The sequence below is a fragment of the Micromonospora haikouensis genome (assembly GCF_900091595.1).
GTDB lineage: Bacteria > Actinomycetota > Actinomycetes > Mycobacteriales > Micromonosporaceae > Micromonospora > Micromonospora haikouensis.
This window is the reverse complement of sequence record NZ_FMCW01000036.1, coordinates 20,683-45,606: the sequence shown is the minus strand read 5'-3', so window position 1 is coordinate 45,606 and position 24,924 is coordinate 20,683. Positions and strand designations below refer to the sequence as shown.

The following is a 24,924-nucleotide window of genomic DNA, read 5'->3' as shown; positions in this document are numbered from 1 at the left end:
GAGCCGGGCAGCACCGGCCCGGCCCCCGGGGCACCGCGCTGGCCGGCGTGATCCGACGTGATGTCGTAGCTGACTCAGCTCCCTAGTCGGCACGCGAGTGTGCCGGAGGCGGCACGCGCCGCGTCGCGTCGCCGGCCACCGTGCCCGTTCCCGGACCGCCCCAGGTCGCGAGACCCAGGCCACGAGACCCCAGGCAGGCCCCGACCCCCCAGGGCCCACAGTGAGACGGGCGCCCCGCGGGGTTTCGCACCGCGGGGCGCCCGTGTCGGTGGGGACCGGTCAGGACTGCCGGAGCCAGTCGGCGAGCCGCTCACCGATCATGATGGAGGTGAGGTTGGTGTTGCAGTTGACGATCGACGGCATGACGGAGGCGTCGCAGACGTAGAGGCCCTCGGTGCCGTGCACCCGCAGCCGCTCGTCGACCACCGCCCCCTCGTCGCCGGCCGCGCCCATCCGGGCGGTGCCGACGGGGTGGTAGCCGCTGTCGAGGCTGAGCCTGACGTAGTGGCGCATCAGCTCGTCGTCGGCGACCATGTCCTCGCCGAGCACCACGAACCGCTGCCCCTGGTCGTTGATGCCCGCGGTCTGCATGAACTGCCAGCACTGGCGCACGGCGTCGACGAGGGTCTGGATGTCGCGCTCGGTGTCGAGGAAGTTGAGCACGACGTCCGGCGGGGCGGTGGGATCGGCCGACGTGAGGGTGAGCCGTCCCCGGGACTCGGGCCGCTGGTGCACGACCATCACCCCGAAGATCGTCTTCGCGGCGGCCAGCATCTGCAGCTCGGGGAAGAGCGTCAGGTCGAAGTGGTTGATCATGTAGTACTGGAGGTCGTTGAACTCCGTCGAACCCGGCGCGGTGGTCCGCAGGATCGTCTGCAGGAACGGGTCCTCGGGGCTGAAGCTCCCCTCCTGCGGCACCATGAACGCGCCGGTGCGCGGGTGGTCGATCAGGTCCGCGCCCACCCCGGGCCGGTCCAGCACCACGTCGATGCCCAGCCGCCGCAGGTCACCGGCCGGGCCGATGCCCGAGCGCATGAGGATGGCGGGCGAGTTGACCGCCCCGGCGGCCAGCACGACGGTGCCGGCCTCGATCACCTCCGTGCCGCCGCCGGCCTTGGCGACCTCGACGCCGCGCGCCCGGTTGCCGGTGAACAGCACCCGGTTGACCTGGACCCCGGAGCGGATCTCCAGGTTCTCCCGGCCGCGTGCCTCGGCCAGGTACCCCATCGCGGTGGAGAACCGGTGGCTGCCCTGGCGGTTGGACGGAATGGGGCCGACGCCGGTGGCCTCCGGGTGGTTGTGGTCCTCGACCTCGGGGAAGCCGGCCTTGACGCAGGCGTCGCGGAACACGTGCTGCACCGGGGTCATCTCGTCGGGCGTGAACCGGTGGATCGGGATGGGGCCGCCCTTGCCGTGGTATTCGTTGTCGAAGTCCTGGTCGTCCTCGAGCCGCTTGTAGAACGGCAGCACCTCGTCCCAGGCCCAGGCCGGGTTGCCCAGCTCGGCCCACTCGTCGAAGTTGTTCGGGGTGCCGCGCAGCGCGATGGTCGCGCCGACGGCGGAGGAGCCGCCGGTGACCTTCCCGCGCGGGAAGATGATCCGCCGCCGGTCGGTGATCTCGGCTTTGAAGTGCCAGTCGTGGCGGTCCATCGACATGGCGCTGCCGTCGATCAGGTCGGTCGGCGTCTCGGCCACCGTCGCGAAGTCGGGGCCCGCCTCCAGCAGTAGCACCCGGCGGGCGGGGTCCTCACTGAGCCGGGCGGCCAGCGCGGCTCCGGCGGAGCCGGATCCGACCACCAGATAATCGATTCCGTGCATCATCGGCGTCCTTCGGTGCGTGGGGGATGGGCGATCCTGCCGGCGTGGGCGGACAGGAGTGGATGCGCTTCCATTGCGGACGTGCTCGGGACCCGTCCTGAGCATCACACCGGGGGATGCGCGTCGCTTCTCCGCCGTTGCCGTGCGCTGCCGTCGGCGCGCTGTCAGGCGCGGGGGGAGCGCCGCCGGCGAGCCCGGGCCAGCGAGGCGGCGGTCGCCTCGTAGTCGTCGCCCGCGCCGGCCATCAGCGAGCGCAGCTGCGCCTCGAAGCAGACGTCGGCGTCGTACGGGTCGATCAGGTAGCCGCCGAGTTCGAGGCTCACCAGCCCGTGCAGGGCGATCCACATGTTCTGCGCGACCAGCAGCGGGTCCCCGGCCCGGAACCGGCCCTGCTCGGTGGCCCGGGCCACCGCGTCGACCAGCGGCTGGAGCGTGTACTTGCCGTGCTGCCGGTCGCCTTCGGACAGGGCGAACCCGCCGAGCGCGGCGCTGCCGAACATGACCTGGTAGAGCTGCGGGTGGTCGAGGGAGTTGGCCCGGTACGCGTACCCGAGGGCCATCACGTCGGCGACCGCGTCGGAGGTGGCCCGCACGGTCGACATCCGCCGGTGCAGCCGGGCGAAGCCCTCGTGCACCATCGCCCGGACCAGGTTGTCCATCCCGCCGAAGTGCGTGTAGACGGCCGTGGTCGAGGCGCCCACGGCGGCGGCGAGGCGGCGCGTGGTGAGGCCGGCGGCGCCCTCCTCGGCCAGCAGCCGGGCCGCGGCCTCCAGCAGGGCGGTCGCCAGGGTCGGGTCGATTCGGCGCGGACTCACGTTGACATGATCTCACGCCCGGCGTACCTTCGATGAAGTAACGCTGTTACGTAACCGCGATACGCAAAAAGATCGCCCCAGCTCGTGGAGGCCGCAATGAGCGTCGTCGCCCTCGCCCCCAGAACCCCCTACCGCAACGACAACCGGCGCCCCGTCGCCACCGAGGCGACGGAGCTCGACCTGACGGTCACCGGGCGGCTGCCCGCCGAGCTGGACGGCTGCTTCGTGCGCATCGGGCCCAACCCGGTGGGCGGCGACCGGCCCGGCCACGCCCTCGTCGGCGACGGCATGGTGCACGGCGTGCGCCTGCGCTCCGGCCGCGCGCTGTGGTACCGCAACCGGTGGATCCGCACCGACCGCACCACCCGAGCCCTGGGCGAGCTGGCCCTTCCCGGCCCGCGGCACGGGCTGTCCGACAACGCCAACGCCAACGTCATCCGGCACGGCGGGCGCACCCTCGCCCTCGGCGAGGCCGGCGTGCTGCCGGTCGAGCTGGACGACGAACTGGGCTCCGTGGCCCGCATCGACTTCGACGCCACCCTGCCGCACGGCTTCGCCGCCCACGCCGAGTGCGACCCGGTCACCGGCGAGCTGTTCGCCGTGGCCTACTACCACGAGCTGCCCTACGTCGAGCACCTCGTGCTGACCCCCGAGGGGCGGGTGCGCCGCAGCGAGCGCATCGAGGTCGCCGGGCCGCCGCTGATGCACTCGCTGGCGCTGACCGACCGGCACTCGGTGCTGTTCGACCTTCCGGTCACCTTCTCGCCGACGCTGGCCCGGGCGGGCTCCCGCTTCCCGTACGCGTGGCAGCGCGGGCGTGCGGCGCGGCTCGGGCTGCTGCCCCGCGAAGGGCGCGGCGCCGACGTGCGCTGGTTCGACGTCGACCCCTGCTACGTCTTCCACCCCGTCAACGCCTACGAGGTCGACGACACCTGCGTGGTCGACGTGGTGCGCCACGACCGGGTCTTCGACCGCGACCTGCACGCCCCGGGGGAGTCCGCGCCGACGCTGTGGCGCTGGACGCTGGACCTGACCCGGGGCACCGTCGCCGCCGAGCAGCTCGACGACATCCCCCAGGAGTTCCCCCGCATCGACGAGCGCCGCAAGACGATGCGGCACCGGTACGCCTACACGGTGGCCATGCAGTCCGGCGCGGGGGTGCTGGGCGGCTCGGCGCTGCTGCGTCACGACCTGCAGCGCCGGGAGGTGGCGGTGCACGACTTCGGGCCGCACCGGGAGGCCGGGGAGGCGGTGTTCGTCCCGCGCGGGCCGCTCTCGGCCGAGGACGACGGCTGGCTGTTGACGTACGTCCACGACGGGCGCACCGGCCGCAGCGACCTGGTGGTGCTCGACGCCGGCGACTTCACCGGGGAGCCGGTGGCCGTCGTGCACCTGCCCGGCCGGGTGCCCAGCGGATTCCACGCCAACTGGATCGGCTCCTGAGCCGACGCCCGGAGAACGGACGGGTTTCCGACAGCACCTGGGCAATCTGGAGGAACTGCGGCGCGGGTCGGCCGGTTAGCTTCGCGGCAGCCGCTGTCTCGCTTCACACGGGCCGTATGGCGATTCTCCCGCGTTTCCACTCTCCCGCGTCATTACGGAAGGTGTAAAAGATGTCCCAACCCCTCTCCACCGCTGCTCCGTCCTCGGGGCTGCTCGGCCGGCTCAACGGGGCCCACCACCGGGCCGCCCTCAACGTCTTCCTCTTCGTCGTGCTGGCGCACTGGGCCGAGCACCTGGTCCAGGCGTACCAGATCTGGGTCCTGGGGATGCCCCGGCCGAAGGCGCGGGGGGTGCTCGGGCAGTTCTACCCGTGGCTGGTCTCCTCCGAGTGGCTGCACTACGGCTACGCCATCGTGATGCTGGTCTTCCTCTTCGCGCTGCGCCGGGGCTTCGTCGGCCGCGCCCGCACCTGGTGGACCGTGGCGCTGGCCATCCAGTTCTGGCACCACATCGAGCACTTCCTGCTGCTGTGGCAGGTGCAGTCCGGCACCATGTTCTTCGGCCAGAAGGTGCCGACCAGCATCCTGCAGCTCGTGCTGCCGCGGGTGGAGCTGCACCTGTTCTACAACTCCGTGGTCTTCATCCCCATGGTGATCGCGATGTACCTGCACCTGCGGCCGAACCGGCAGGAGCAGGAGCTGATGACGTGCAGCTGCGTCGGGCACCGCGTCGCCGGCCGGTCCCTCGCCCCCCATGCCGCGTGAGCTGAGCCGCCCGTCCGGTGGCCGTCGCCGGGCGGCGGCCACCGCCGTGGCGGCGGCGGTCGCCGGGCTGCTCGCGCTCACCCCCGGTGCGGCCCGGGCCGCCGATGGCCCGGTCTCCGCCGAACCGTCGGCCGGCGCGGTGCTCACCACCGCGCCGGCCGAGGTGACCCTGGGCTTCGACGCCGAGGTCGACGAGGGACAGTCGCACGTCGCGGTGCTCGACGCCACCGGCGGGCGGCTCACCGACGCCGAGCCGACCCGCGTCGGCTCCACCCGGCTGCGGCTGCCGCTGCGCATCGACGGCGCCGGCGACTACACCGTGGCCTACCACGTCACCTTCGCCGACGGCACGACCAGCACCGGGGCGTACCGGTTCAGCGCGGGCACCGGCGTCGCGCCGGCCCCCCTGGACGACGCGGCGCGCCAGGCCAGCACGAATGTGGTGGTCGACGCGCACGGGCACGGCATCGACGGCTTCAGCGCCTTCCTGCTGTTCGTCGACGGCGTGGTGCTGGTCGTGGTCGTCGCCCTGCTGTGGCTGCGCCCGCGCGGCGGGCGGGCGCGGTCCCTGCGTATCGACGAGTCCCGGGCCTGACGGGCGAGGCACGTGACGGCACCCCGGGCGACGCGCAGCGGCGCCGACGAGATCCGTCGGCGCCGCTCGTGCGGGCGGTCAGGGGATGGGGAAGAACGCGCGGACGAACTTCTCCCACCCGCGCTCACCGATCATCGCCCGCATCTTCGGCAGCAGGCGCGGCGGCATGCCGAGCCGGTAGCGGATGCGCGGGTTCGGGGTGGACACCGCCGTCTCCAGGACCTTGGCGACGTTCTCGGCGCGGACGGCGATCTTGCCGCGCAGCGGCGGGTTGTCGCTGAGCCGGTACGCCTGGTGCCAGTCGACGAAGTGCTCCCAGAAGTCCCGGTACAGGGCGGGGTTGTCGTGGGTGTCCATGCCCAGGTCGGCGACGCTGTCGGGGACGAAGCCGCCCAGGATGGGCGCCGGCTGGAGCACCACCACCTTGATGCCGAACGGGGCGACCTCCAGGCGCAGCGAGTCGCTGATGGCCTCCAACGCGTGCTTGGTGGCCTGGTAGTAGCCCCGGCCCGGGGTGGCGAACATGCCGAAGATCGACGACATCATGATGATCCGGCCGCCGCCCTGCTCCCGCATGCCGGGCAGGACCAGCTGGGTGAGCCGGCACAGCCCGAAGACGTTCGTCTCGAACTGGGCGCGGACCTCGTCCATCGGGGTCTCGCCGATGGTGCCGTTGAGGCTGTACGCGGCGTTGTTGATCAGCGTGCCGACCGCGCCGTGCTCGTCGGTGATCCGCTTGACCGCGGCGGTCATCGACTCCTCGTCGTTGACGTCGAGGTAGAGCACCGTGATGCCCTCGTCGGCCAGGTCGGCCAGGGCCTCCACGTTGCGTCCGGTGGCGTAGACCGGCCAGCCGGCCCGGTGCAGCCGCAGCGCGGTGGCCTTGCCGCTGCCCGAGGACATGCCGGTGCCCGACGAGGCGCCGGTCAGCAGGATGGCGCGTGACTGGGTCATGATGGCGTCCCTTCCCGGCCGCGGGTCACTCGTCGCCCAGCCGCGCGATGCGGCTGCGGTCGACCGAGGAGCCCAGTCCGGTGGCGTCGACCAGCCGGTTGATGAACGCGAACAGGCAGGCGCAGAAGACCGCCTCGAGCATCTCGGCGTCGCTCCAGCCGGCGGCGGCGGCCTGCTCCCAGTCCGCGTCGGTGATCTTGTACGCGCCGGTGCTCACCTTCGTCACCAGCCGCATGAGCGGCATGGTGCGCTCGTCGACGGGCAGGTCCTCGACGCTGTCGGCGTCCGACACCGCCTCCAGCAGCTCGTCGCTGCCGCCGAACTGGCTCAGGAACCAGCTGTGCGTCCCGACGCAGTACGGGCAGCCGTTCAGCTTGGACGTCCAGGCCGAGATCAGCTCCTTGAGCTGCCGGGGCAGGGTGTCCCCGCCGAAGATGCCGCCGTAGCCGGCGAGCACCACCGCGAGCAGCCGCGGATTGGTGGAGGTGAGCCGGAACATGTCGGGCACGAATGGCAACCCGGTAACCGCCTTGATTTCTTCGTAGAGTTCGGCGGTGCGGCCCTGCGCCTGATCCTCGTCAATCATCGGGACTCTGATTCCCGGCTGTCTCGTCGTCGTTTCCATGAGCCATCTCCTCGTTGCTCGGGCGATCTGAGGCCAGGCGGACGACGGTGCGTTCCACGACGAAGTAGGGCCGCTGTCGGTGCTGGCCGCAGCAATCTCCGACGGGGCTGCGGGGCGACACGGAAACGCTGGCGACGGCGGTCGGGCAGCGATTCCGCTGGCCCATGATGGCACGTCGTCGCTGCTGGAGTGCTCTCCCAGATTGCCTACTGCGGGAACTGTCCTGCGGTTGAACCGACGGCGCGGTTGGACCGTACTGCCTACTGGCTGAAGGCACTTTTCGCCGATAACCTGTTTTCAATTCACAGAGACGGATGAGGTACGTGATGCCGGCAAGTGTTCTGCGACCGGTGCTGGGCGCGCTCGGGTTGACGCAGATCCGTTACGTCGACCCGGTGCGGCGGGGGCGGGCCAGCGGTCTGGTGGCCGAGGTGTACAGGCAGGTGGAAAGGGACTTCGGTGTGCTGGCCCCACCGATGGCCCTGCACGCCCCGGCGCCGGAGGTGCTGGCCGCCGCGTGGCTGCTGCTGCGGGAGACGATGGTCGTCCCCGGGGCCGCCTCGCGCGCGGCCAAGGAGGCGGTGGCGACGGCGGTCTCGCTGGGCAACACCTGCCCCTACTGCGCCACCATCCACAACAACGCGCTGGGTCTGCTCACCGGCGTCGGTGTGGGCGTCGGCGTGGACGGCCGTACCCGGCCCGACCCGGGGTCCGGCCCGGGCGCGGCGGAGCTGGAGGGGATCGTCGGCTGGGCGATGCCGGCCGGCGGGAACCCCCCGCAGCCGCCGCCGTTCCCCGCCGCCCAGACGCCGGAGCTGGTCGGGGTGGCGGTGCTGCTGCACTACCTCAACCGGGTGGTGAACGTGTTCCTGCGCGACGTGCCGCTGCCGCCCGGGGTGCCGGAGATGGCGCTGCCCATGGTGCTGCGGGTGCTCGGCTGGGCCATGATGAGCGCGTCGCGACACCAGCACGGTCCGGGTCTCTCGCTGGACCTGCTGCCCGCCGCGTCGCTGCCGGCGGACCTGTCCTGGGCGGCCGGCAGCCCGACGATCGCGGAGGCGTTCGGCCGGTCCTGCGCCGCGATCGAGGAGGCGGGCCGGCGCTCGGTGCCCGAGGCGGTCCGCGACCTGGTGCTGGTCAACCTGGTCGGCTGGCACGGCGGTCCGCGGGGGATCAGCCGGGCCTGGGTGGAGGGGCTGGTCGAGGGGCTGTCCGAACCCCAGCGGCCCGTCGCCCGGCTGGCCCTGCTGGTCGCCTTCGCGTCCTACCAGGTGGACGCGACGGTCGTGCGCGGCTGCCGGCTGGCCGGCCTGGACGACCGGGCGCTGGTCGAGGTCTCCGCCTGGTCGGCCATGGCCGCGGCCCGCTGGCTGGGTGGCCAGCTCACGGCCCCGCGGTGATCAAACTGCGGACAGGGCTGGCATCGCCGACCAATTCGGATAATCGCTGCGTCTGTCAGATTAAATCGCCTCGCCGCCTCTGGGAACATTCGAAACTTCCGTATTGATTGATCTCCATACATGGTATCGTCCTACTCCATCCGGACCACTTAGGACACTCACAGTAAGCGCGGCCCGATGTGTTTCGGTCCGCACTCGCGCCACCCGGCAAGGCCGGTGGACTGGCATTTCTCCACAATTCAAGCCTGGTGATCGAACACCTGTTCCGTCACGGTGCGACAACGGAGTCGTGGCGACCAGGACAGGGCAACGTCGCCGGTCGCGGGGGACCCCCGCGACCGGCGGCACCATACCCGGGCAGGTCGTGCCCGGATGTGGCCGGAGTGTCCCCAACGTGTTCACCGAATGGAGTGATTGGCCGTGCACAACGCCGTCGAAAGAGCCATCTCGATCATGTGGGATCGTTACCACGAACCTCTGTCACTCGATGCAATGGCCGATTCAGCCTTTCTCAGCCGCTTTTACTTCTCTCGGCTGTTCCGGTCCAAGACGGGCACTTCGCCGGGCCGTTTCCTGACCGCGATCCGGCTCTACAAGGCCAAGAACCTGCTGCTCGAGACCGACATGAGCGTCACCGACATCGCCTACGCCGTCGGCTACAACAGCCTGGGCACCTTCATCAGCCGGTTCACCCGCAGCGTGGGCATCTCGCCGGCCCGCTACCGCTGGCTCGCCGAGAACGGCATCCCGCAGCTCTCCCGCACCCGCACGACCGGCCCGCGCCGCCGGGCCACCATCTCCGGACGCCTCGTCCTGCCCCCGGTCGACGTGCCGGTCAAGGTGTACGTCGGTGTCTTCGACAGCCCCATCGTGCAGGGCCTGCCCGCCTCCTGCGACATCCTGGAGGCCTCCGGCGAGTACGTGCTGCGCGACGTGCCGGAGGGCGAGTGGTACCTGCGCGCCGCGGCGATCGCGCTCGGTGACATCGCGGCCCGGCCGTCCATGCGCCGCCCCCTCGCCGTCGGCGCGTACGACGCGCTCACCGTTGGCTCCGGCGTCAACCTCACGGTGGACCTGGAGCTGCACCACACCGGCGTGTTCGACCTGCCCATCCTGATCGCGCTGCCCGAGCTGGACAGCACCGACCCGGCCGCCCGCAATCGCCGCGGCTTCGCCCGCAACGACCGGCGTACCGCCCGGCCGTCACGGGTGCTGCACCGGGCCAAGTCGTGACCGCCGCCCCCGGGCGGCGGCGACCCCCGACCCCGGGCCCCGGCCCGGCGCGACGGGGCCGCGGATCGGGCGGCACGGCCGCCACCGGGGGATGAGGGCGCGCGCCGAACGGGACCCGGCGATGCGCCCAGATCGATCCCTCTTGCAAGAAGGCGGCGGGCCGGTGCCCCGGGGCACCGGCCGGCAGCCGACAGCGGTACGGCAGGCTCAGCCCCCGGCGCCGGCGACGGGCGACTCCGGCACCCGGAACGGCCCCCAGGTGAACGCCGGCAGCCAGCGCCCCGGATCGTCGCTCCACCGCAGCGACCGGATCTGCTCCGCGCTGCGCCGACCGGCCAGCGCCAGATAGACCTCGTGCCAGGGGCCGGCCACGGTCACCGTCGGCTCGCCCGTCCCCGCCACCGCGTCGCCGTGCTCGGTCCGCACCGTCAGCGGCGGCAGGCCGTGGCCGTCGAGCGAGGCGGACAACCCCTTCAGCAGGACGCCGGAGGCCACCGGCAGCGCCGGGTGCGCGACCGGCGGCGCGACGCCCAGCGCCTGACGCAGGTCCAGCTCGTGGGTGAACGCGTCCATCACCAGGATGTGCCCGTCCATCGAGCCCGGGCCGGCGAGGAACCCCTCCACCGGCCCGCTCAGCCGCTCCCACTCGGCGAGCAGCTCCGGCACCCCGCCGTCGGGCGCCGGGCCGGGGACGTCGCCGGTGACCCGGCCGTGCACCCGGGCGCAGACCTCCACGAGGTGCGCGACGAGCTCCCGTACGGTCCATCCCGGACAGTGCGCCACCGGCAGCGCGTCGGCTCCGGGCGGCGCCTCGGCCAGCAGCTGTGCCGTGGCCACCCGGACCTGACGGTAGGCCGCCACGGCGGTGGTCCCGGACGGCCGGGACGGGTGCGGTTCGACGATGGTCATGATCGTGCCTCCCTGCGCGGCGGCGCCGCGGCTTCGACGGGACCCGCCGCGGACGCGACGGGAACGACAGGTGTGCCGGCCCTGCCGGCCTGGCCGGCGGTGAGCCGCCCCGTGCGGTGCAGCCAACGCACGGTGTCGACGAGCGTCTCGCCGATCGGCCGGGGCGCCGGCCCCGCCGACCGGGCCACGTCCTGCGGGCGGGCGTCGGTGGCGCAGACGTAGCAGGCCCCGTACTCGGCGGGGATGTGCCACGGCCAGACCCGCTGCACCAGGTCGGTGGCGTAGGCGAAGGGCAGCATCGCCCGGGCCGGCAGGAACAACGTGGGCAGCCGGCGGCCGGTCGCCTCGCGGACGGCCCGCACGTAGTCGCGGGTGCTCAGGTAGCGGCCCGGGCCGAGGTGCCGCCCGCCGTCCTCGCCCGGCGCGGTGGCCAGCTCCGCGAGCAGCGCGGCGGTGTCCCGGACGTCGCCGACCGGGAAGCCGCCGGTGGGCCACATTGGCATCAGGCCGCGCAGCACGTTGCGCAGCCGGGCGTTCTGGTCGCCGAGCTTCGCATCGTGCGGCCCGAGCAGGGCGGGCGGATAGGCGATCACCACCGGGTCGCCGTGCGCCTGGTGGCCCCGGGCGACCCGCTCCGCGGCGGCCTTGCTCGCCAGGTACGTCTCCCGGGCCGTGGTCGGCGGCGACTGCGGGCCCACCGTCCCGGCCGGGGACGGCTCCAGCGCGCCGAACGTCGACACGTGCACCGAGCGCCCCACCCCGAGCCGGCGGGCCGCCGCCAGCACCACCTCGGTGCCCCGGGCGTTGGTCCGCCGGGTCGCCTCGTGCGACCGGCTGTCGAACGAGTAGACCGACGCGGCGTGCACCAGCGCGTCCACGCCACGAACCGCCCGGGCGACCGCCGTCTCGTCGACGACGTCGCCGTCGACGACCTGCACCGCGTCGTCCGGCACGGACAGCGGGGACAGGGCCGGGGCGACCCGGCGCGGGTCGCGGGCCAGCACCCGCACCCGGTGCCCGGCCGCGACGAGCGCCGCCACCGTGTGCGCGCCGACGAAGCCCGTACCGCCCGTCACGAGCACCAACATCGCGAGCTCCTCTCCGCCCGCGACCGGCGCGTGCCGCGCGGCGCGACGCCGCCGCCGAGGTGGCGGGCGGCTCGATCGTGTCCCGCGTGGCGTCGGCGCACTACTCCCAGCGTGCCGTTGTCCCGGCCGCTTCGCCGCAGGTCAGAGGGCAATCGGGAAGTGGCTGCGGGCGTCGGGTGGCCGGGAGGATGGGGCAGTTGAATCGTCGAATCTGGATGAATGGGAGCAGCAGGTGGCCGGCACCATCAGGGCGCTCAGGCGCCGCGTCCTCACCCCCGACGTCAAGGAGACCCTCGTCTCCACCCGGGGGTTCCACGTCAAGAACCCGGAGTCACGCACCATCCTGGAGACGGTCGGCTCGTCGTTCCTGACCGGGCTCTCCTCGGCCGCCGGCGCCCGCCGGGTGACTGACGTCGACACCGACCTCGCCCCGCTGCCGACCCGCTTCCAGGGGTTCGCCTACGAGGGCGCGGCCATGGGCTTCGCGCTGGTCGACGCGCTCACCCCGGGCGCGCCCCGGCGCAGCGCCGAGTTCCTCGCCGGCACCGGCGACCGGCACGTCTACATGGCGTACGTCGGGATCGGCTGGGCCCTGGCGCGGCTGCCGAAGCTCCTGTGGCGGCGGGCCCTGGCGGGGGCCACCGATCCGCTGCTGCGCTGGCTCGTGCACGACGGCTACGGCTTCCACCAGGCGTACTTCCACACCGCCGAGTACGTGCACGGCCAGCGCGCGGTGACCGACTTCCCGTGGCCGCCCGAGGGCCCCACCGCGTACGCCGCCCGCGCCGTCGACCAGGGCATCGGCCGGGCCACCTGGTTCGTCGCCGGCTGCGACCCGACCGTCGCCGCCGACCTGATCGACCGGTTCCCGGCGGCGCGGCACGAGGACCTCTACAGCGGGGCCGGGCTCGCCGCGACGTACGCGGGCGGGTGCACCGCCGACGAGCTGCGGCTGTTCCTGGCCCGCTCCGGCGAGCACGCCCCGTTCGTCGCCCAGGCCAGCGCGTTCGCCGCACAGGCCCGGATCCGGGCGGGGCTGCTGGTGCCGCACACGGAGCTGGCCACGCAGGTGTTCTGCCGGGCGTCGGCCGCCGACGCGGGCCGGGTCACCGACGAGCTGATCCCCGCCGGCCCGGACGCCTCCGGCCTGCCCGCGTACGAGGTGTGGCGGCGGGCCGTGGCCGCGCGGTTCCGGGCCGACGCCCGGGTGCAGCCGTGACCGCGGTCGCCGACCCCGCCCGGGTGCGCCCGCCGGGCCCCTCGCCGTGGACCGCACCGGTGCTGCTCGGGCGGATGGCCCGCAACCGCCTCGACGTCATGCGGACGGTCGCCGCCCGGCACGGCGACGCGGTGCGGCTGCCGCTGGGGCCGAAGACGCTCTGGTTCTTCAACCACCCCGACCACGCCAAGCACGTGCTGGCCGAGAACCCGGGCAACTACCACAAGGGCATCGGGCTGGTGCACGCCCGCCGCACCCTCGGCGACGGCCTGCTCACCAGCGAGGGCGAGCTGTGGACCAAGCAGCGCAAGGTGATCCAGCCGGTGTTCCAGGCCCGCCGCATCGCCCGCCAGGCCGACGCGGTCGCCGAGGAGTCGGTGCGGATGGCCGCCCGGCTGCAACGCGCCGTCGGCGCCGGCCCGGTGGACATCCGCCACGAGATGACCGAGCTGACCCTCGGCGTGCTGGGCCGTACGCTGCTCGACGCCGACCTCGGCGAGTTCGGCGGCATCGGCGCGGCGTTCGAGGCGGTGCAGGACCAGGCGATCTTCGAGATGATGTCGCTGGGCGCCGTGCCGCCGTGGGTGCCGCTGCCCCGGCAGCGGCGCTTCCGCCGCGCGCGCGCCGAGCTGCAGGAGATCGTCGACCGGCTGGTGGCGCACCGGCGGGCGCAGCCCGGCGGGATCGCCGGCCGCGACGACGTGGTGTCCCGGCTGATCGAGTCGACCAGCCGGGAGACCGACCCCCGGGTGGCCCGGCAGCGGATGCGCGACGAGCTGGTCACCCTGCTGCTGGCCGGGCACGAGACCACCGCCAGCACCCTGACCTGGACGTTCTACCTGCTCGACCGGCACCACGAGGTGTGGGAGCGGATGCACGCCGAGGCCGTCGAGGTGCTCGGCGACCGCAACCCGACGTACGAGGACCTGCACCGGCTGCGGTACACCGCGATGGTGGTCGACGAGGTGATGCGGCTGTACCCGCCGGTGTGGCTGCTGCCCCGCATCGCCCAGGGCGACGACGTCGTGGGCGGCTGGCACGTGCCCGCCGGCGCGGACGTGGTGCTCTGCCCGTACACCCTGCACCGGCACCCGGAGTTCTGGCCCGACCCGGACCGCTTCGACCCGGACCGTTTCGACCCCGACCGGCGCGCAGACCGGCCGCGGTACGCCTACATCCCGTTCGGCGCCGGCCCGCGCTTCTGCGTCGGCAACAACCTCGGGCTGATGGAGGCGGTGTTCGTCCTCGCCTGCGTGACCCGGCAGCTGCGGCTGTCGCTGCAGCCCGGCTACCCGGTGGTGCCGGAGCCGATGCTGACCCTGCGGGTCCGCGGCGGCCTGCCGATGCACGTCCACGAGGCCTGACCCGCCTGCCCGGCGAACCTGGCGCAACCGGTGCTCCCCGGCCGGTTGCGCCTCGCCGTGTGCCCAGGACCCCGGCGGACCCCAGCCCCCGCCGGACCCCAGGACCCCGCCAAACCCCAGCCCCCGCCGGACTCCAGCACTCGTAGGGGCTCTACCGCGCCCCCGTCAGGCCCTGCCGCCCTTTGTGGAGCTGCCCGGCAGCGCCCGGCGACGGCCGACGGCCGACGGCCGACGGCCAACGGCCAACGACGATGGCGGCAGCGGCGGACGGCGACACGGCGACGGCCGGGCGACCACGCGGGGTGCGTGGCCGCCCGGCCGTCGGGTGGTCGGCCCTGGCTGGCGCCGGGCCGACCCGGTCAACCCTTGCCGACCTCGCAGAACCGGCCGCCGTGGAACAGCAGCGCGTCGCTGCTGTCACCCCGGCCGGTGCCGAGCACGGAGCCGAGGAAGATGGAGTGGTCGCCGCCGTCGTACACGGCCGCCAGCTTGCACTCCACCCAGGCCACGTTCCCGGACACGATCGGCGCCCCGGTGTGCGGCCCCGCCTCGCACGGCACGGTCTCGAACTCCCGCTCGTCGCGGGGCCGGCGGGAGCTGGCGAAGTAGCGCGCCAGCCCCTCCTGGCCGGCGGCCAGGATGGACACCGCGAAGGAGCCCTGCGCCAGGACGGTGTCGTGCATGACCGAGCTGCGCTTCACGCACACCAGCACCATCGCCGGGTCCAGCGACACCGAGGTGAACGCGTTCGCGGTCATGCCGTGCGGCAGGTCCCGGCCCGACGTCACCACCGTCACGCCGGTGGCGAACATGCCCATCACCGCCCGCAGCTCGGCGTGGTTGGCCGCCGTCGCCGGCGGGGGCACCGTCACCGCGCCGGCGGCCGGCCGCTGGTCCGCTCTGGTCACCGCTCAGCCCTCCCCGACGCCTTCGAGGACCTTGCGCTGGCCGCCCGCGGTGGGGGCCACCGCGTACCGCGACAGCGCCGCCCGCAGCGTGTCCGGCACCCGGGTCGGCCGGGTGTCGGTGTTCGGGCCGCGCATGCACGCGATCCGCTGCCGCCCCCGGGCCACCAGCTCCTCGAACCCGTCGCGCAGCCGCACGTAGTCGAAGGCGAAGCCGATCTGGGTCTGCGTGAGGTCCTCCAGCCGCATCCGGATCGACAGCTCGTCGAACGCGGTGATCTCGGTGAAGAACTCGCACTCGCACTTGAGGGTGAACAGCTTCAGGTCGTCGCGGATGTCCGCCAGGACCTCCGGCGCCTGGTCCCGCAGGAACATCTCCCGGCACCGGCCCTGCCAGCGCATGTAGTTGACGTAGTAGACGTTCCCGACGAGGTTGGTCTCCTCGAAACCGACCAGGTGCCGGTACTCGTAGTAGGACTCCATGACTTCACCTGCTTCCTTCCGCCAGCATCGTGAACACCACCGGGTCGGCGACGTCGTTGAGCGCGGTGACGAAGGTGGCGACGCGCGCCGCCCCCGACCGCAGGGCCACCCAGCCGGCCGTGCCGTTCGGCTCGGCCACCAGGTCGACCCGGGCGTGGCCGTTCTTGCGCAGGCACTCCACCGCGCCCCAGACCCGGGTGGCGGCGACCGACAGGTCCTCGCCCTGCTCCCGGGCCAGCAGCGTGGCCAGGGCGAGGCCGTCGGCGCCGATCAGGCCGGCCCACTCGTCGGCGGAGCGGGCCGAGGCCAGCTCCACGTCGCAGCCCACCGCCGCGGAGGCGCCGGCGACGGCGACGGTGACCCCGGCGCCGTGCGAGGCGGAGATCCGGACGTCGGCGTCGACCTCCGGCTTGCCGTCCGGCCGGTAGCGCACCGTCGTCTCCGTGCCCAGCGCCCAGCTCACCGCGCGGGCGGTCTGCCGGCGGCGGGCCTGCGTGCCGGTGGCGGCGGAGTCGTCGGGCCGCACCACGACGCGCAGCTCGTCGGGCAGGAACGCGCCGACCCGCCGCTCCAGGTACGGGCCGACCAGCGCCGGCAGCCACGGCCCCGTGCCGTCCTGCTTGCGCACGGCGTGCAGGCGCAGCCCCTGCCACCGCTCGACAAGGTTGCCGTCGGCGTCGCAGACGTCCACGTCGTAGTGGTAGGTGTCGCCCTGGCGCAGCCGCTCCACCGCGTGGATGGTGACCGTGTCCAGGGTCGCGGCGACCTTCGGGTCGGCCAGGTGCAGCCGCTCGATCGCGCCCGGCAGCAGGGTCGCGTCCGGCACGCAGCACTGCAACGCGTGCATCACCGTGTCCCGGGTGCCCGGGTCGCCGAGGACCAGGTCGCCGGGGCGGTACCGGGCGAACCACGCGTCGACCGGCCGGTTGGACACCCGCGCCGTGCAGCTCGTCGCCGCCAGGTCCAGGTAGCCCAGCAGGCGCTGGAACCGCCGCCCCTGGAACAGCACCGGGCCGTACAGGTCGCGGGCCGGGTCGATCGGCAGCAGCCCCGCCGCGGCGGTGCCCGCCCGGGCCTCGACCCGCAGCGGCCGGTCCCAGCGCAGCCGGGCCCGGAAGTGGTCGGCGGCGAAGTTGGTGTCGCTGCTGCGCACCACCGCCTCGACCGTGCCGTCGGCGGCGGCGAGCACCGCGATCCGGATCGTGTTGCTGCCGGTGGGCGGCACCACGATCGGCCGCAGCAGCTCGACGTCCTCCAGCACCGGCGCCTCGGTGCGCCCGGTGAGCGCCGAGGCCGCCTGCGCCATGGCCTCCATGCCCAGCACGGCGGGGAAGAGCAGGTCCCCGTCGAGCAGGTGGTCGGCCAGGTAGAGGTCGTCGTCGGCGGTGAGGTCCGCGTCCACGACCAGCTCCACGCCCGGGTAGTGCACCTGCGGCCGGTCGACGAAGCGCAGCAGCGGCAGCTCGCGCCGCTCCAGCGTGACCGTCGCCAGGCCGTCGGCGCGGCCCATCACCACCAGCGCCTGCGGCGCGGCCGGGCTGGCCAGCACCTCCTTCAGCGTGGCGATGCCGGCCTCCACGGGGATCGGCGCGATGCCGTCGCGGGTGAGGGCCTCCAGCACCCCGAGCCGCTCGCCCATGCCGGCCCCGGACCACACCGACCACTCCAGCGCCAGGCACCGGATGTGCGGGTAGTCCTCGCCGACCTTGCGGGTCAGGTCGGTCATCCAGTCGTTGGCCGTGGCGTAGTGCCCCTCGCCGCGCAGCCCGGCCCGGCCGATGATGCTGCCGAAGGTGACCAGCAGCCGCAGCGTGTGCGGGTCGGTCGCGGCGAGCACGGCCTCCAGCCCGTCGATCTTCGGGGCGAGGGTCCGCCGGAACGTCGCCTCGTCGAGGTTGGCCACCGCCGTCGGCTCGTTGCGGCCGGCGCCGTGCAGCACGCCGGTGACCGGGCCGAGGACCCGCTCGATGTCGTTGACGGCCGCCTTCACCTCGTCCAGCGCGGTGATGTCCGCGCGGGCGTAGTGGAAGCGCACCCCGGCGGCGGTGAGCCGGTCGAGGTTGGCCGCCAGCTCCGCGTCGGTCGCCGGGTCGGAGCGGCCGATCAGGCCGACCGCCGCGAGGGTGTCCCGGCCCAGCGCGAGGGCGCACTCGGCGGTGATGCCCTTGCCGCCGCCGGTGACCAGCAGCACGTCCTCCACGCCCAGCCCCGGCCCGCCGTTGGGCGGCAGGGCCGCCGGCCGCAGCACCGGCACGTGCCGGTTGCCGTCGCGGTCGTAGTGGACCTCGCTGAACCCGGCGGTGGCCGCCACGTCGGCGACCACCCGGGCCACCGTGGCCGCCAGCGCCTCCTCGGCCGGCTCGTCGACCAGCGGCAGGACGACCACCGTGGTGACGATCTCCGGGTGTTCCTGGTGCAGCGTCTTGGCCAGGCCGGCGGCGGTGCGACGGTCACCGACCGCCACGAACCGCCCTGCGCCGCCCTGCGCCAGCGCGGACCGGGCCGCGCGCAGCATCATCGGGATGTGCTCGGGCTGGCCGTCGCGCGGCAGGCACAGCAGCACCCCGTCGCCCACCCGGGCCTGTTGCAGCGCCGTGCGCAGCGGCTCGGCGAGCGGGTTGTGCCCGGCGGTGAACACCTGCCACCCCCCGTCGACCGGGGCGCCGACGCGCGGACCCACCTCCGTGGGCACCAGGTCGACGGCGAACGCCCGCACCCACGGGGCCACCCCGGCGATCGACGCCTCCTGCTCGTCGCCGCCGGCCGCACCGCCGGCGGCGTCGTCGAGGATCTGCGCGATCTCCGCCACGGTGGCGGTGGCGTAGCTGGAGGTCAGCGTCGGCGCGGCCACGTTGAGCTCCCGGGCGGCCTGGTTGACGATCTGCCCGACGGTGATCGAGCTGAGGTGCAGCTCGTCCAGCGGCCGGCTGTCCGGCCGCACCGCCTCCAGCGGCAGCTCGGCCCGCTCGGCGGCGAGCCGGCGCAGCAGCTCCAGGCTGTCGAGGGTGGCGCCGGGCCCGGACACCGCCACCGACGTGCCGCTCGGCGTGGCCGCGACGGCGGCCAGCTCCTGCGCGGTACGGGCCACCGCGAAGTCCCCGGCGGGGGCCGACTCGGCGGGGCTGGCGAAGAACCGCAGCGGCCGGCCCGGCTCCAGCGGCCGGGCGAACCGGTCCTGGAACAACGCCTCGTGGTTCACCGCCGCGCCCGCCGCGTACGCCGCGCCGACGGCGTTGAGCAGGCCCGCGAGGGAGAGGCTGTCGGTCTCCAGCGAGACCGTCGGCACCTGCGGGGCGATGTCGGCGGCCAGCCCGCGCAGCACCCGACCCGGGCCGACCTCCAGCAGCAGGTCGGCGTCGTCGGCGAGGCGGCGCACCGCCTGGGTGAACCGCACCGGGTCCAGCACCTGCCGGCGCAGCAGCTCCGGCACGTCGGTGTCGGCCGGCAGCACGTCCCCGGTGACCGTGGAGACCATCGGCCGCGCCAGCGGCGCGAAGGTCCCGCCGCGCAGGTGCTCGGCGAACGCGACCGCCGCCGGGGCGACGGCCTCGGAGTGGAAGGCGTGCGACACCGCGATCCGGGTCCAGAACAGCCCGGCCCGCTCGGCCGCCGCGCCGACCTGCAGCACCGCGTCGACCGGCCCCGAGACCACGGTCTGCTGCGGGCTGTTGTAGCCGGCGATGACCACCGGCGTGCCGGCCAGCAGCGGCTCCACCACCTCAGGGGCGGCGGAGATGCTGGCCATCGTGCCGTCCCCGGCGCTGGCGTCGGCCATGATCCGCCCGCGCGCGCCGGCGGTCGCGATGAGCGTCTGCTCGTCCATCGCGCCGGCCCAGTGCAGGGCGGTCAGCTCGCCGAGGCTGTGCCCGGTCGCGCCGGTGGCCCGGATGCCGAGCATCGACAGCGCCCGCAGGCCCGCGACCGATCCGGTCACGATCCGCGGCTGCGCCACGGCCGTGGCCACCAGGTCCGCGCCGGGCGGCGGCTGGTGGGCCTGGTAGAGGGCGTCGATCTCCTCGAACCGGCGGCGCAGCGCGCCGCCGTCGGCGCGCCGGCCCGCGCCCTGACCGGGGAAGAGGAACCCGATCCGCGGGGCGGGGCCCGCCGCGCCGAGGAAGACGCCGCCGGCCGCGTCGATCACCCGCTGCTCGCCCGCGTCGACCAGCTCGACCAGCCGCTCCAGGCGCTGCCGCGCCTGCTCGGGCGAGGCGACGACCACCGCCGCCCGCACCGGTCGCCCGGCCAGCTTCCCGGCCAGGGCCACCGCCAGGTCGCCCAGCTCCGCGTACGACAGGCGGCCCACCCACGGCGCCAGGTCCGACAGCCGCGAGCCCAGCTCCTCCGGGGTACGCGCGTCGAACATCAGCAGCTCGGTGTCCTGCCGGGAGCGCACCAGCGCGGTCGTCGACGCCCCGATGCGGGTGCGCCGGCCGCTCTCCGCGCTCTCGACCACCACGTGCGCGTTGATGCCGCCGAAGCCCATCGACGACACGGCCGCGCGGATCGGCTTGTCGGCCGGCCACAGCTCCGCCGTGGCGGGCACCCGCAGGGCGGGCTCCGCCACGTCGAGCACCGGGTGCGGGTCCACGTGCCCGGTGGCCGGGGGGATGACCTGCTGGCGTACGGCGAGGATCGCCTTGAGCAGCCCGGCGACCCCGGCGGCGGCCTTGGTGTGGCCGAAGTTGCCCTTCACGGTGCTGATCGCGGCGGGCGCCGCCGCCGCGTCGGCCTCCTGCCGGGCCTCGGTGAACGCGGTCAGCTCCGTGGCGTCGCCGACGGCGGTGCCGGTGCCGTGACCCTCCAGGTAGGACACCGAGTCGATGCCGAAGCCGGCCCGCTCGTACGCCCGGCGGATGGCCAGCCGGTGGCCGCTGGCCTCCGGCCGGGTGATGCCGCCCTTGCCGTCGGAGGAGTAACCCCAGCCGGCGATGACGGCGTGCCGGCGCAGGCCGCGCGCGACGGCGTCCTCGTCGCGCATCAGCACCAGCATGCCGCAGCCCTCGCCGGGCCAGAACCCGTTGGAGTTGCGGTCGTAGACCCGCATCTCGCCGGTGGCCAGCGCGCCGGTCTTGGCGAAGCCGATCACCTCGAACGGGTCGATGCTCAGGTCGACGCCGCCGGCGACGGCGGCGTCGAGGTCACCCCGGGCCAGGGCGTTGCAGGCGGTGGCGACCGACAGCAGCGACGACGAGCAGGCCCCGTCGACGGTGTAGCCGCCGCCCTTGAAGTCGAAGTGGTTGCAGACCCGCCCGGCGATGGTGTTGGCCAGCCCGCCGGCCAGGGTGTCCTCGTCGATCGGCGGGAACGGCGCCTTGTAGCGCGGCTCCAGCTCGTCGAGGAACGCGCCGACCGCGGCGTCGTCCCAGCCCTGCTCGCGCAGCGCCGCCCCGACCGTGCGCCGCACGTACGGCCAGCGCAGCCGCAGCAGGTTGGCCCGGCTGAACTCGCCGGTGAGGGTGTTGCCGATGACCACGCCGGTGGTGGCCAGCGGCAGCCCCTCGCCGTCGGCGAAGCCGGCGTCGGCCAGGGCCCGGGCGACGGTGTCCAGGGCCAGCCAGTGCGTCATGTCGGTGGACCGGAAGGTGCTCCCGGCGATCTTGTACTTGACCCGGTCGAACTCGAAGCCCTCGATCACGGCGGCCTTGGCCGAGTAGAACCGGTCGGGCGCGGTGGGGTCGGGGGAGTAGTAGTCCTCGGCGTTCATCCGCTCGTCGGGCAGCCGGCGGAACGCCCGGCGGCCGGTGAGCACGTTCTCCCACAGCTGGTTGGGGTCCTCCGCGTCGGGATACCGGCAGGCGATCCCGACGACGGCTATCCGGTCGCTCACGCGATGCTCCTGGGGGTGTCGAGGGTCAGCTTGGCGGCGGCCCGGGACTTCTTGCGCATGTCCGCGATCCACCAGCCGATGCCACGGATGCCACAGACGACGACCACCGCGAAGAAGAGTGTGTAGACGACGTTGAACAGCATCAGCACGCCGTAGGTCATGGCCACGCCGGAGCCGAACATGAACTGGTTCATCGGCTTGACCGGCGTGGTGCCCGGGTCGGTGATCATGTAGTTGGTGAACAGCACGAACGCCACACCGGTCATCACGCCCAGCGCGGAGAACAGCGCCACGTCCCAGATCCAGTGCCGGAGGAACGCCTGGATGGCGAAGCCGCCGAGCCAGCCCACGATCAGCGGGACCTTGCGGGTCAGCAGCGCGTTGATCACGGTGCCGGCGGTCACGATGATGATCGGGATCATCACCCGGAAGTAGGTGTTGGCGTTCTCCGTGAACTCGTACGGCGGGGCGATGGAGATCCAGGAGCCGAAGCAGACCAGCGCCATGGTGATGCCGAAGTTCGACGGGTTCATGTAGTGCCGCATCCGGCCGTAGACCGGGGCCTGCAGGACGTACTTGCCGGTCACGCCGACGATCACGGCGAAGGCGATCGGCAGGAACATGTCGTTGGCGTACAGGAGCATGTTGCAGGCCAGCGCGGTGATGTGCGAGGGCAGCAGGAACTCGTACACCCGGCGGCCGCCGCCGCCGAGGAACCGGGGGGTCTCCTTCTTGGCCCGAGCCCGGATCAGCTCGAAGGTCAGCTCGGTGGCATAGCCGGTGAGCACCGCGAGGATGGGCCACAGCCACGGCTGCTCGAAGCCGAGCAGCGTGTAGCCGAAGATGTTGAAGACGCTGATCGAGATGGCGAAGTTGCGCAGCGCCAGGTAGCGGCGGTCGGGCTCGGGCTTGGCCGGCGCGGGGACGGCGGGGGCCGCGGGGGCGGTGCTGATGCTGGGGGGCGGGGCGATCGTGGTCATCGGTTCGGAACCTCCTCGACGCGGTCGGACAGCACGAGGGTGTGCGTGCCGGCGGTGAGCTGCTGGCTGGTGGCGTGCTGCTGGCCGTTCAGGTCGCGCCAGCGCAGGTCGACGGTGACCGGACCGCTGCTGTCCCCGAGGCCGAAGTGCACCTCGAAGCTGCGCTTGCCGGCGTGGCCGCTGCCGCCGTCGAGCTGGGAGATCTGCTTGCGGCCGTCCGGCGTGGTCACCGTGACGGTGGCGCCGTACGCCGGGGTGCAGAGCATCTGGCCCGCCGGGGCGCCGACCGCCGGCCGGTAGAGCCGCAGGTTCAGGAAGTTGCCCTTGCTGGGCGCGTCGTTGGTGTAGAACGCCGGGGCGCCCCACTGCCGGGCCACCGCGAGGTCCAGCGCCCCGGTGCCGCGGGTGTCGGCCGTGGCGATGCCGCGGGTGGGGATCGGCACGTCCAGGCCGATCTCCTTGGTGATGTTGGCGAACTCGCCACTGGCCGTGCGGGCGAAGAACGCCAGCGGCTGGTCGCCGGCGATGTCGTCACCGGGCTGCAGGTTCGGCCACATGGCCGGGTTGGACAGCAGGTCGTCGTTCATCATGGCCATCTCCTGCAGCCACGGCCACCGGTTGATCTTTCCCTTGACGAAGCCGAGGGTCTGCACGACCTCCAGGTCGCCGCTGTTGAGGAAGTCGCCGAACTTCACGTCCCAGCCCCAGCCGCTCCAGGCCATGCCCAGCGGGCGGGCCTCCTGGGTGAACGGGGCGACGCCCTTGCCCAGCTTGGCGAGCATGTCGCGCTCGTCGCGGGCCCGGTTGATCCAGACGAAGTTGCTCTCCTCCAGGCCCCAGGCCGTGGTGATGTTGGAGACCATCATGTCGAAGCTGCCGTTGCGGTCCAGGTCGCCGAAGTCGATGCCCATGCCCTTGAACGAGCCGTTGCCGAGCACGAACGACTTGGGCGTGGTGGGGGTGCGCTCGCCGATGGCCGCCTTGAACTTGATGTGGCCGGGGGAGGAGACGTTGTGCAGCAGGTGGTTGTGGCCGAAGTCGTTGGCGACGTAGACGTCCGGCAGCCCGCGACCGGTCAGGTCGGCCGAGGCCAGGCCCAGCGTCCAGCCGGTGGACTTCTTGAACGGGACCGCCCCGCGCTCGGCCACGAAGCTCACCGACGGGTTGTCGCCGGTGGTCGCCGAGTGCCAGCGCAGCACGTGCAGGCCGCCGCCGTTGGTGGCGCTGGACAGGGTGTCGTTCATCTCGACGTTGTCCTGGCCCCGCGTGTTGAGCACGTCGGACTCGGGGAAGTAGTTGCCGATCACCACGTCCGGCTTGCCGTCGCCGTCGAGGTCGCTGACCAGGGAGGCGTTGGTGTGCCACTTGGGCCCGTGGTAGCGGCCGTCCGGCGAGCTCTGCGGCAGCATCTCCTGGCGTTGGTAGGTGGCGTTGGACACCGTCGTGGCCCCGGCCTTGCGCAGGAAGAGGATCGGCACCCGGCCCCAGTAGGTGACCATCAGGTCCATCCGGCCGTCCAGGTTGTAGTCGCCCGGCACGCAGGCCATCGGCGCCATGGTGTCGTCGATCGGCAGCGGCGCCGGGTCGAGGATGAACGGCGCGAACTGGTCCTCCTTCGGCGCCGTGGGCGCGTAGGTGACCACCACGTGGTTGGTGCGCGTGTCCACGAAGCACATGCTGTTGGCGCGACCGTGGTCGGTGAGGTCGTTGAGCGCGATGCTCGCGCCGACCGACGAGATCCAGGCCCGGATCTTGTGGTACGTCGGATTGACGTCCCGGATCGTCTTCTTGGGCAGCTGGTCGTAGCCGTCCGGGTAGGCGATCGGCTGCTCGGTGAAGCGGTATCGTGTGGCGGCCTCGTCGGCGCCGGCGACCGACACTCGGCTGTCGATGATGAAAAAGAGCGAGGCCGCGAGTAGAATCGCGACTATTCCGGGGCTGAACGAGCGTGCGCGTTGACCCAGCACGGTACGGTCTCCTTACAACAGAGCCATCGGCTTCTGCCAAAGCCGATGGCGTGAACAGGGCAGACGTCATCACCGCGGCGGTGTTCCACGGGCGGTCCCGGGGTGCTGCGCGGTAAGGGGTGGGGGAGTTTCGCCTGACGTCGGGGGCTTCGCGGCGCGACGGGTCGGCCGGGGAAAGGCGTTTCTCCAGCTATTTTCCGTCGGCGCGGCGAATCTTCTTTCTGGCGTGCCTGGTTTCCTCCTGCGGCGGGCGGGAAAAGTGGATGCTCGGCGACCGGATCAGGCCAGGTTCATCGTGCGACGGTGGCGCCGGGGCGCGCTTCTTTCACATTGCTCCCGACGTTTTCGCAGCATGCGGCCGGTTTAGTTCGCGTATAGCGGACGATTTGACGCGTCGGATCCCTATTGGTCGATCTCACCGCGTTGACCCGCTGTGTCCACCCGTCGGCCCAAGACGGCAATATGGCGACTAACTGTCGTCGGCACGATGGCTAGCGTGGGTGGCGGCGCTGCCCGAGGCGCCGCCCGGGCGTCG

General features: G+C 73.1%; 18 protein-coding genes. 7 read left to right on the top strand and 11 right to left on the bottom strand.

Translation table 11 applies throughout. The features are described from left to right. Nucleotides 1–279: 279 nt before the first annotated feature. Both GA0070558_RS28290 and GA0070558_RS28285 read right to left on the bottom strand, forming a co-directional pair. On the bottom strand, nt 280–1,818 hold the full coding sequence (locus GA0070558_RS28290; protein ID WP_077940247.1) for a GMC family oxidoreductase: 1,539 nt from the start codon (nt 1,816–1,818) through the stop codon (nt 280–282). 164 nt (nt 1,819–1,982) lie between these two features. Continuing rightward, nucleotides 1,983–2,633 (bottom strand): TetR-like C-terminal domain-containing protein, encoded by a 651-nt coding sequence (locus GA0070558_RS28285; RefSeq protein WP_077940239.1) that lies wholly within the window; start codon nt 2,631–2,633, stop codon nt 1,983–1,985. A gap of 96 nt (nt 2,634–2,729) precedes the next feature. Between GA0070558_RS28285 and GA0070558_RS28280 the strand changes: the two genes are divergently transcribed. The 3 genes from GA0070558_RS28280 (at nt 2,730) to GA0070558_RS28270 (ending at nt 5,435) form a co-directional block, all read left to right on the top strand. Continuing rightward, complete coding sequence (locus GA0070558_RS28280; RefSeq protein WP_091285291.1) at nt 2,730–4,076, top strand: carotenoid oxygenase family protein; 1,347 nt, start codon at nt 2,730–2,732, stop codon at nt 4,074–4,076. 170 nt (nt 4,077–4,246) lie between these two features. Beyond that, entirely contained in the window at nt 4,247–4,840 is a 594-nt protein-coding gene (locus tag GA0070558_RS28275; protein ID WP_043969043.1) for a hypothetical protein, read from the top strand. Continuing rightward, entirely contained in the window at nt 4,830–5,435 is a 606-nt protein-coding gene (locus GA0070558_RS28270; RefSeq protein WP_077940240.1) for a copper resistance CopC family protein, read from the top strand. The genes GA0070558_RS28275 and GA0070558_RS28270 overlap by 11 nt, the downstream gene beginning before the upstream one ends. A gap of 78 nt (nt 5,436–5,513) precedes the next feature. On the opposite strand, the gene GA0070558_RS28265 is transcribed toward GA0070558_RS28270, so the two are convergent. Both GA0070558_RS28265 and GA0070558_RS28260 read right to left on the bottom strand, forming a co-directional pair. Further along, the gene (locus tag GA0070558_RS28265) at nt 5,514–6,389 is read right to left on the bottom strand and encodes an SDR family NAD(P)-dependent oxidoreductase (protein WP_043969044.1); all 876 of its coding nucleotides are present in this window, start codon (nt 6,387–6,389) and stop codon (nt 5,514–5,516) included. 25 nt (nt 6,390–6,414) lie between these two features. After that, nucleotides 6,415–6,975, bottom strand: a complete 561-nt coding sequence (locus GA0070558_RS28260; protein ID WP_228986231.1) for a carboxymuconolactone decarboxylase family protein — start codon at nt 6,973–6,975, stop codon at nt 6,415–6,417. Nucleotides 6,976–7,340: 365 nt separating this feature from the next. On the opposite strand from GA0070558_RS28260, the gene GA0070558_RS28255 reads away from it, so the two are divergent. Both GA0070558_RS28255 and GA0070558_RS28250 read left to right on the top strand, forming a co-directional pair. Then, nucleotides 7,341–8,414, top strand: coding sequence for a carboxymuconolactone decarboxylase family protein (locus GA0070558_RS28255; protein WP_091285289.1), 1,074 nt, complete (start codon nt 7,341–7,343; stop codon nt 8,412–8,414). Nucleotides 8,415–8,867: 453 nt separating this feature from the next. Next, the gene (locus GA0070558_RS28250) at nt 8,868–9,647 is read left to right on the top strand and encodes a helix-turn-helix transcriptional regulator (protein WP_255700159.1); all 780 of its coding nucleotides are present in this window, start codon (nt 8,868–8,870) and stop codon (nt 9,645–9,647) included. A gap of 207 nt (nt 9,648–9,854) precedes the next feature. Here the strand turns inward: GA0070558_RS28250 and GA0070558_RS28245 are convergent, their stop codons facing one another. After that, a complete protein-coding gene (locus tag GA0070558_RS28245; RefSeq protein WP_091285285.1) occupies nt 9,855–10,556 on the bottom strand; it encodes a maleylpyruvate isomerase family mycothiol-dependent enzyme in 702 nt (233 codons plus the stop codon). Next, nucleotides 10,553–11,644: an SDR family NAD(P)-dependent oxidoreductase gene (locus GA0070558_RS28240; protein ID WP_091285276.1), complete on the bottom strand. Its 1,092-nt coding sequence runs from the start codon at nt 11,642–11,644 to the stop codon at nt 10,553–10,555. The genes GA0070558_RS28245 and GA0070558_RS28240 overlap by 4 nt, the downstream gene beginning before the upstream one ends. A 232-nt stretch (nt 11,645–11,876) precedes the next feature. Between GA0070558_RS28240 and GA0070558_RS28235 the strand changes: the two genes are divergently transcribed. Both GA0070558_RS28235 and GA0070558_RS28230 read left to right on the top strand, forming a co-directional pair. Next, a complete protein-coding gene (locus tag GA0070558_RS28235) occupies nt 11,877–12,863 on the top strand; it encodes a DUF1702 family protein (protein ID WP_091285273.1) in 987 nt (328 codons plus the stop codon). Further along, nucleotides 12,860–14,227 carry a cytochrome P450 gene (locus tag GA0070558_RS28230; RefSeq protein ID WP_077940248.1) on the top strand — a complete coding sequence of 456 codons (1,368 nt, stop codon included), beginning with the start codon at nt 12,860–12,862 and terminating at the stop codon, nt 14,225–14,227. The genes GA0070558_RS28235 and GA0070558_RS28230 overlap by 4 nt, the downstream gene beginning before the upstream one ends. A gap of 359 nt (nt 14,228–14,586) precedes the next feature. Here the strand turns inward: GA0070558_RS28230 and GA0070558_RS28225 are convergent, their stop codons facing one another. From GA0070558_RS28225 to GA0070558_RS28205, 5 genes are read right to left on the bottom strand one after another with little or no spacing between them, the layout of a single operon-like run. Further along, nucleotides 14,587–15,099, bottom strand: coding sequence for a flavin reductase family protein (locus GA0070558_RS28225; RefSeq protein ID WP_077940251.1), 513 nt, complete (start codon nt 15,097–15,099; stop codon nt 14,587–14,589). Between the two features lie 39 nt (nt 15,100–15,138). Then, on the bottom strand, nt 15,139–15,615 hold the full coding sequence (locus tag GA0070558_RS28220; protein ID WP_091285269.1) for an acyl-CoA thioesterase: 477 nt from the start codon (nt 15,613–15,615) through the stop codon (nt 15,139–15,141). Between the two features lie 4 nt (nt 15,616–15,619). Beyond that, nucleotides 15,620–21,442, bottom strand: coding sequence for a type I polyketide synthase (locus GA0070558_RS28215; protein WP_091285266.1), 5,823 nt, complete (start codon nt 21,440–21,442; stop codon nt 15,620–15,622). Beyond that, nucleotides 21,439–22,422 carry an enediyne biosynthesis protein gene (locus tag GA0070558_RS28210; protein ID WP_091285264.1) on the bottom strand — a complete coding sequence of 328 codons (984 nt, stop codon included), beginning with the start codon at nt 22,420–22,422 and terminating at the stop codon, nt 21,439–21,441. Before GA0070558_RS28210 ends, GA0070558_RS28215 begins: the two co-directional genes overlap by 4 nt. Continuing rightward, nucleotides 22,419–24,389 carry a CRTAC1 family protein gene (locus tag GA0070558_RS28205; RefSeq protein WP_091285260.1) on the bottom strand — a complete coding sequence of 657 codons (1,971 nt, stop codon included), beginning with the start codon at nt 24,387–24,389 and terminating at the stop codon, nt 22,419–22,421. The genes GA0070558_RS28210 and GA0070558_RS28205 overlap by 4 nt, the downstream gene beginning before the upstream one ends. Between the last annotated feature and the right edge of the window lie 535 nt (nt 24,390–24,924).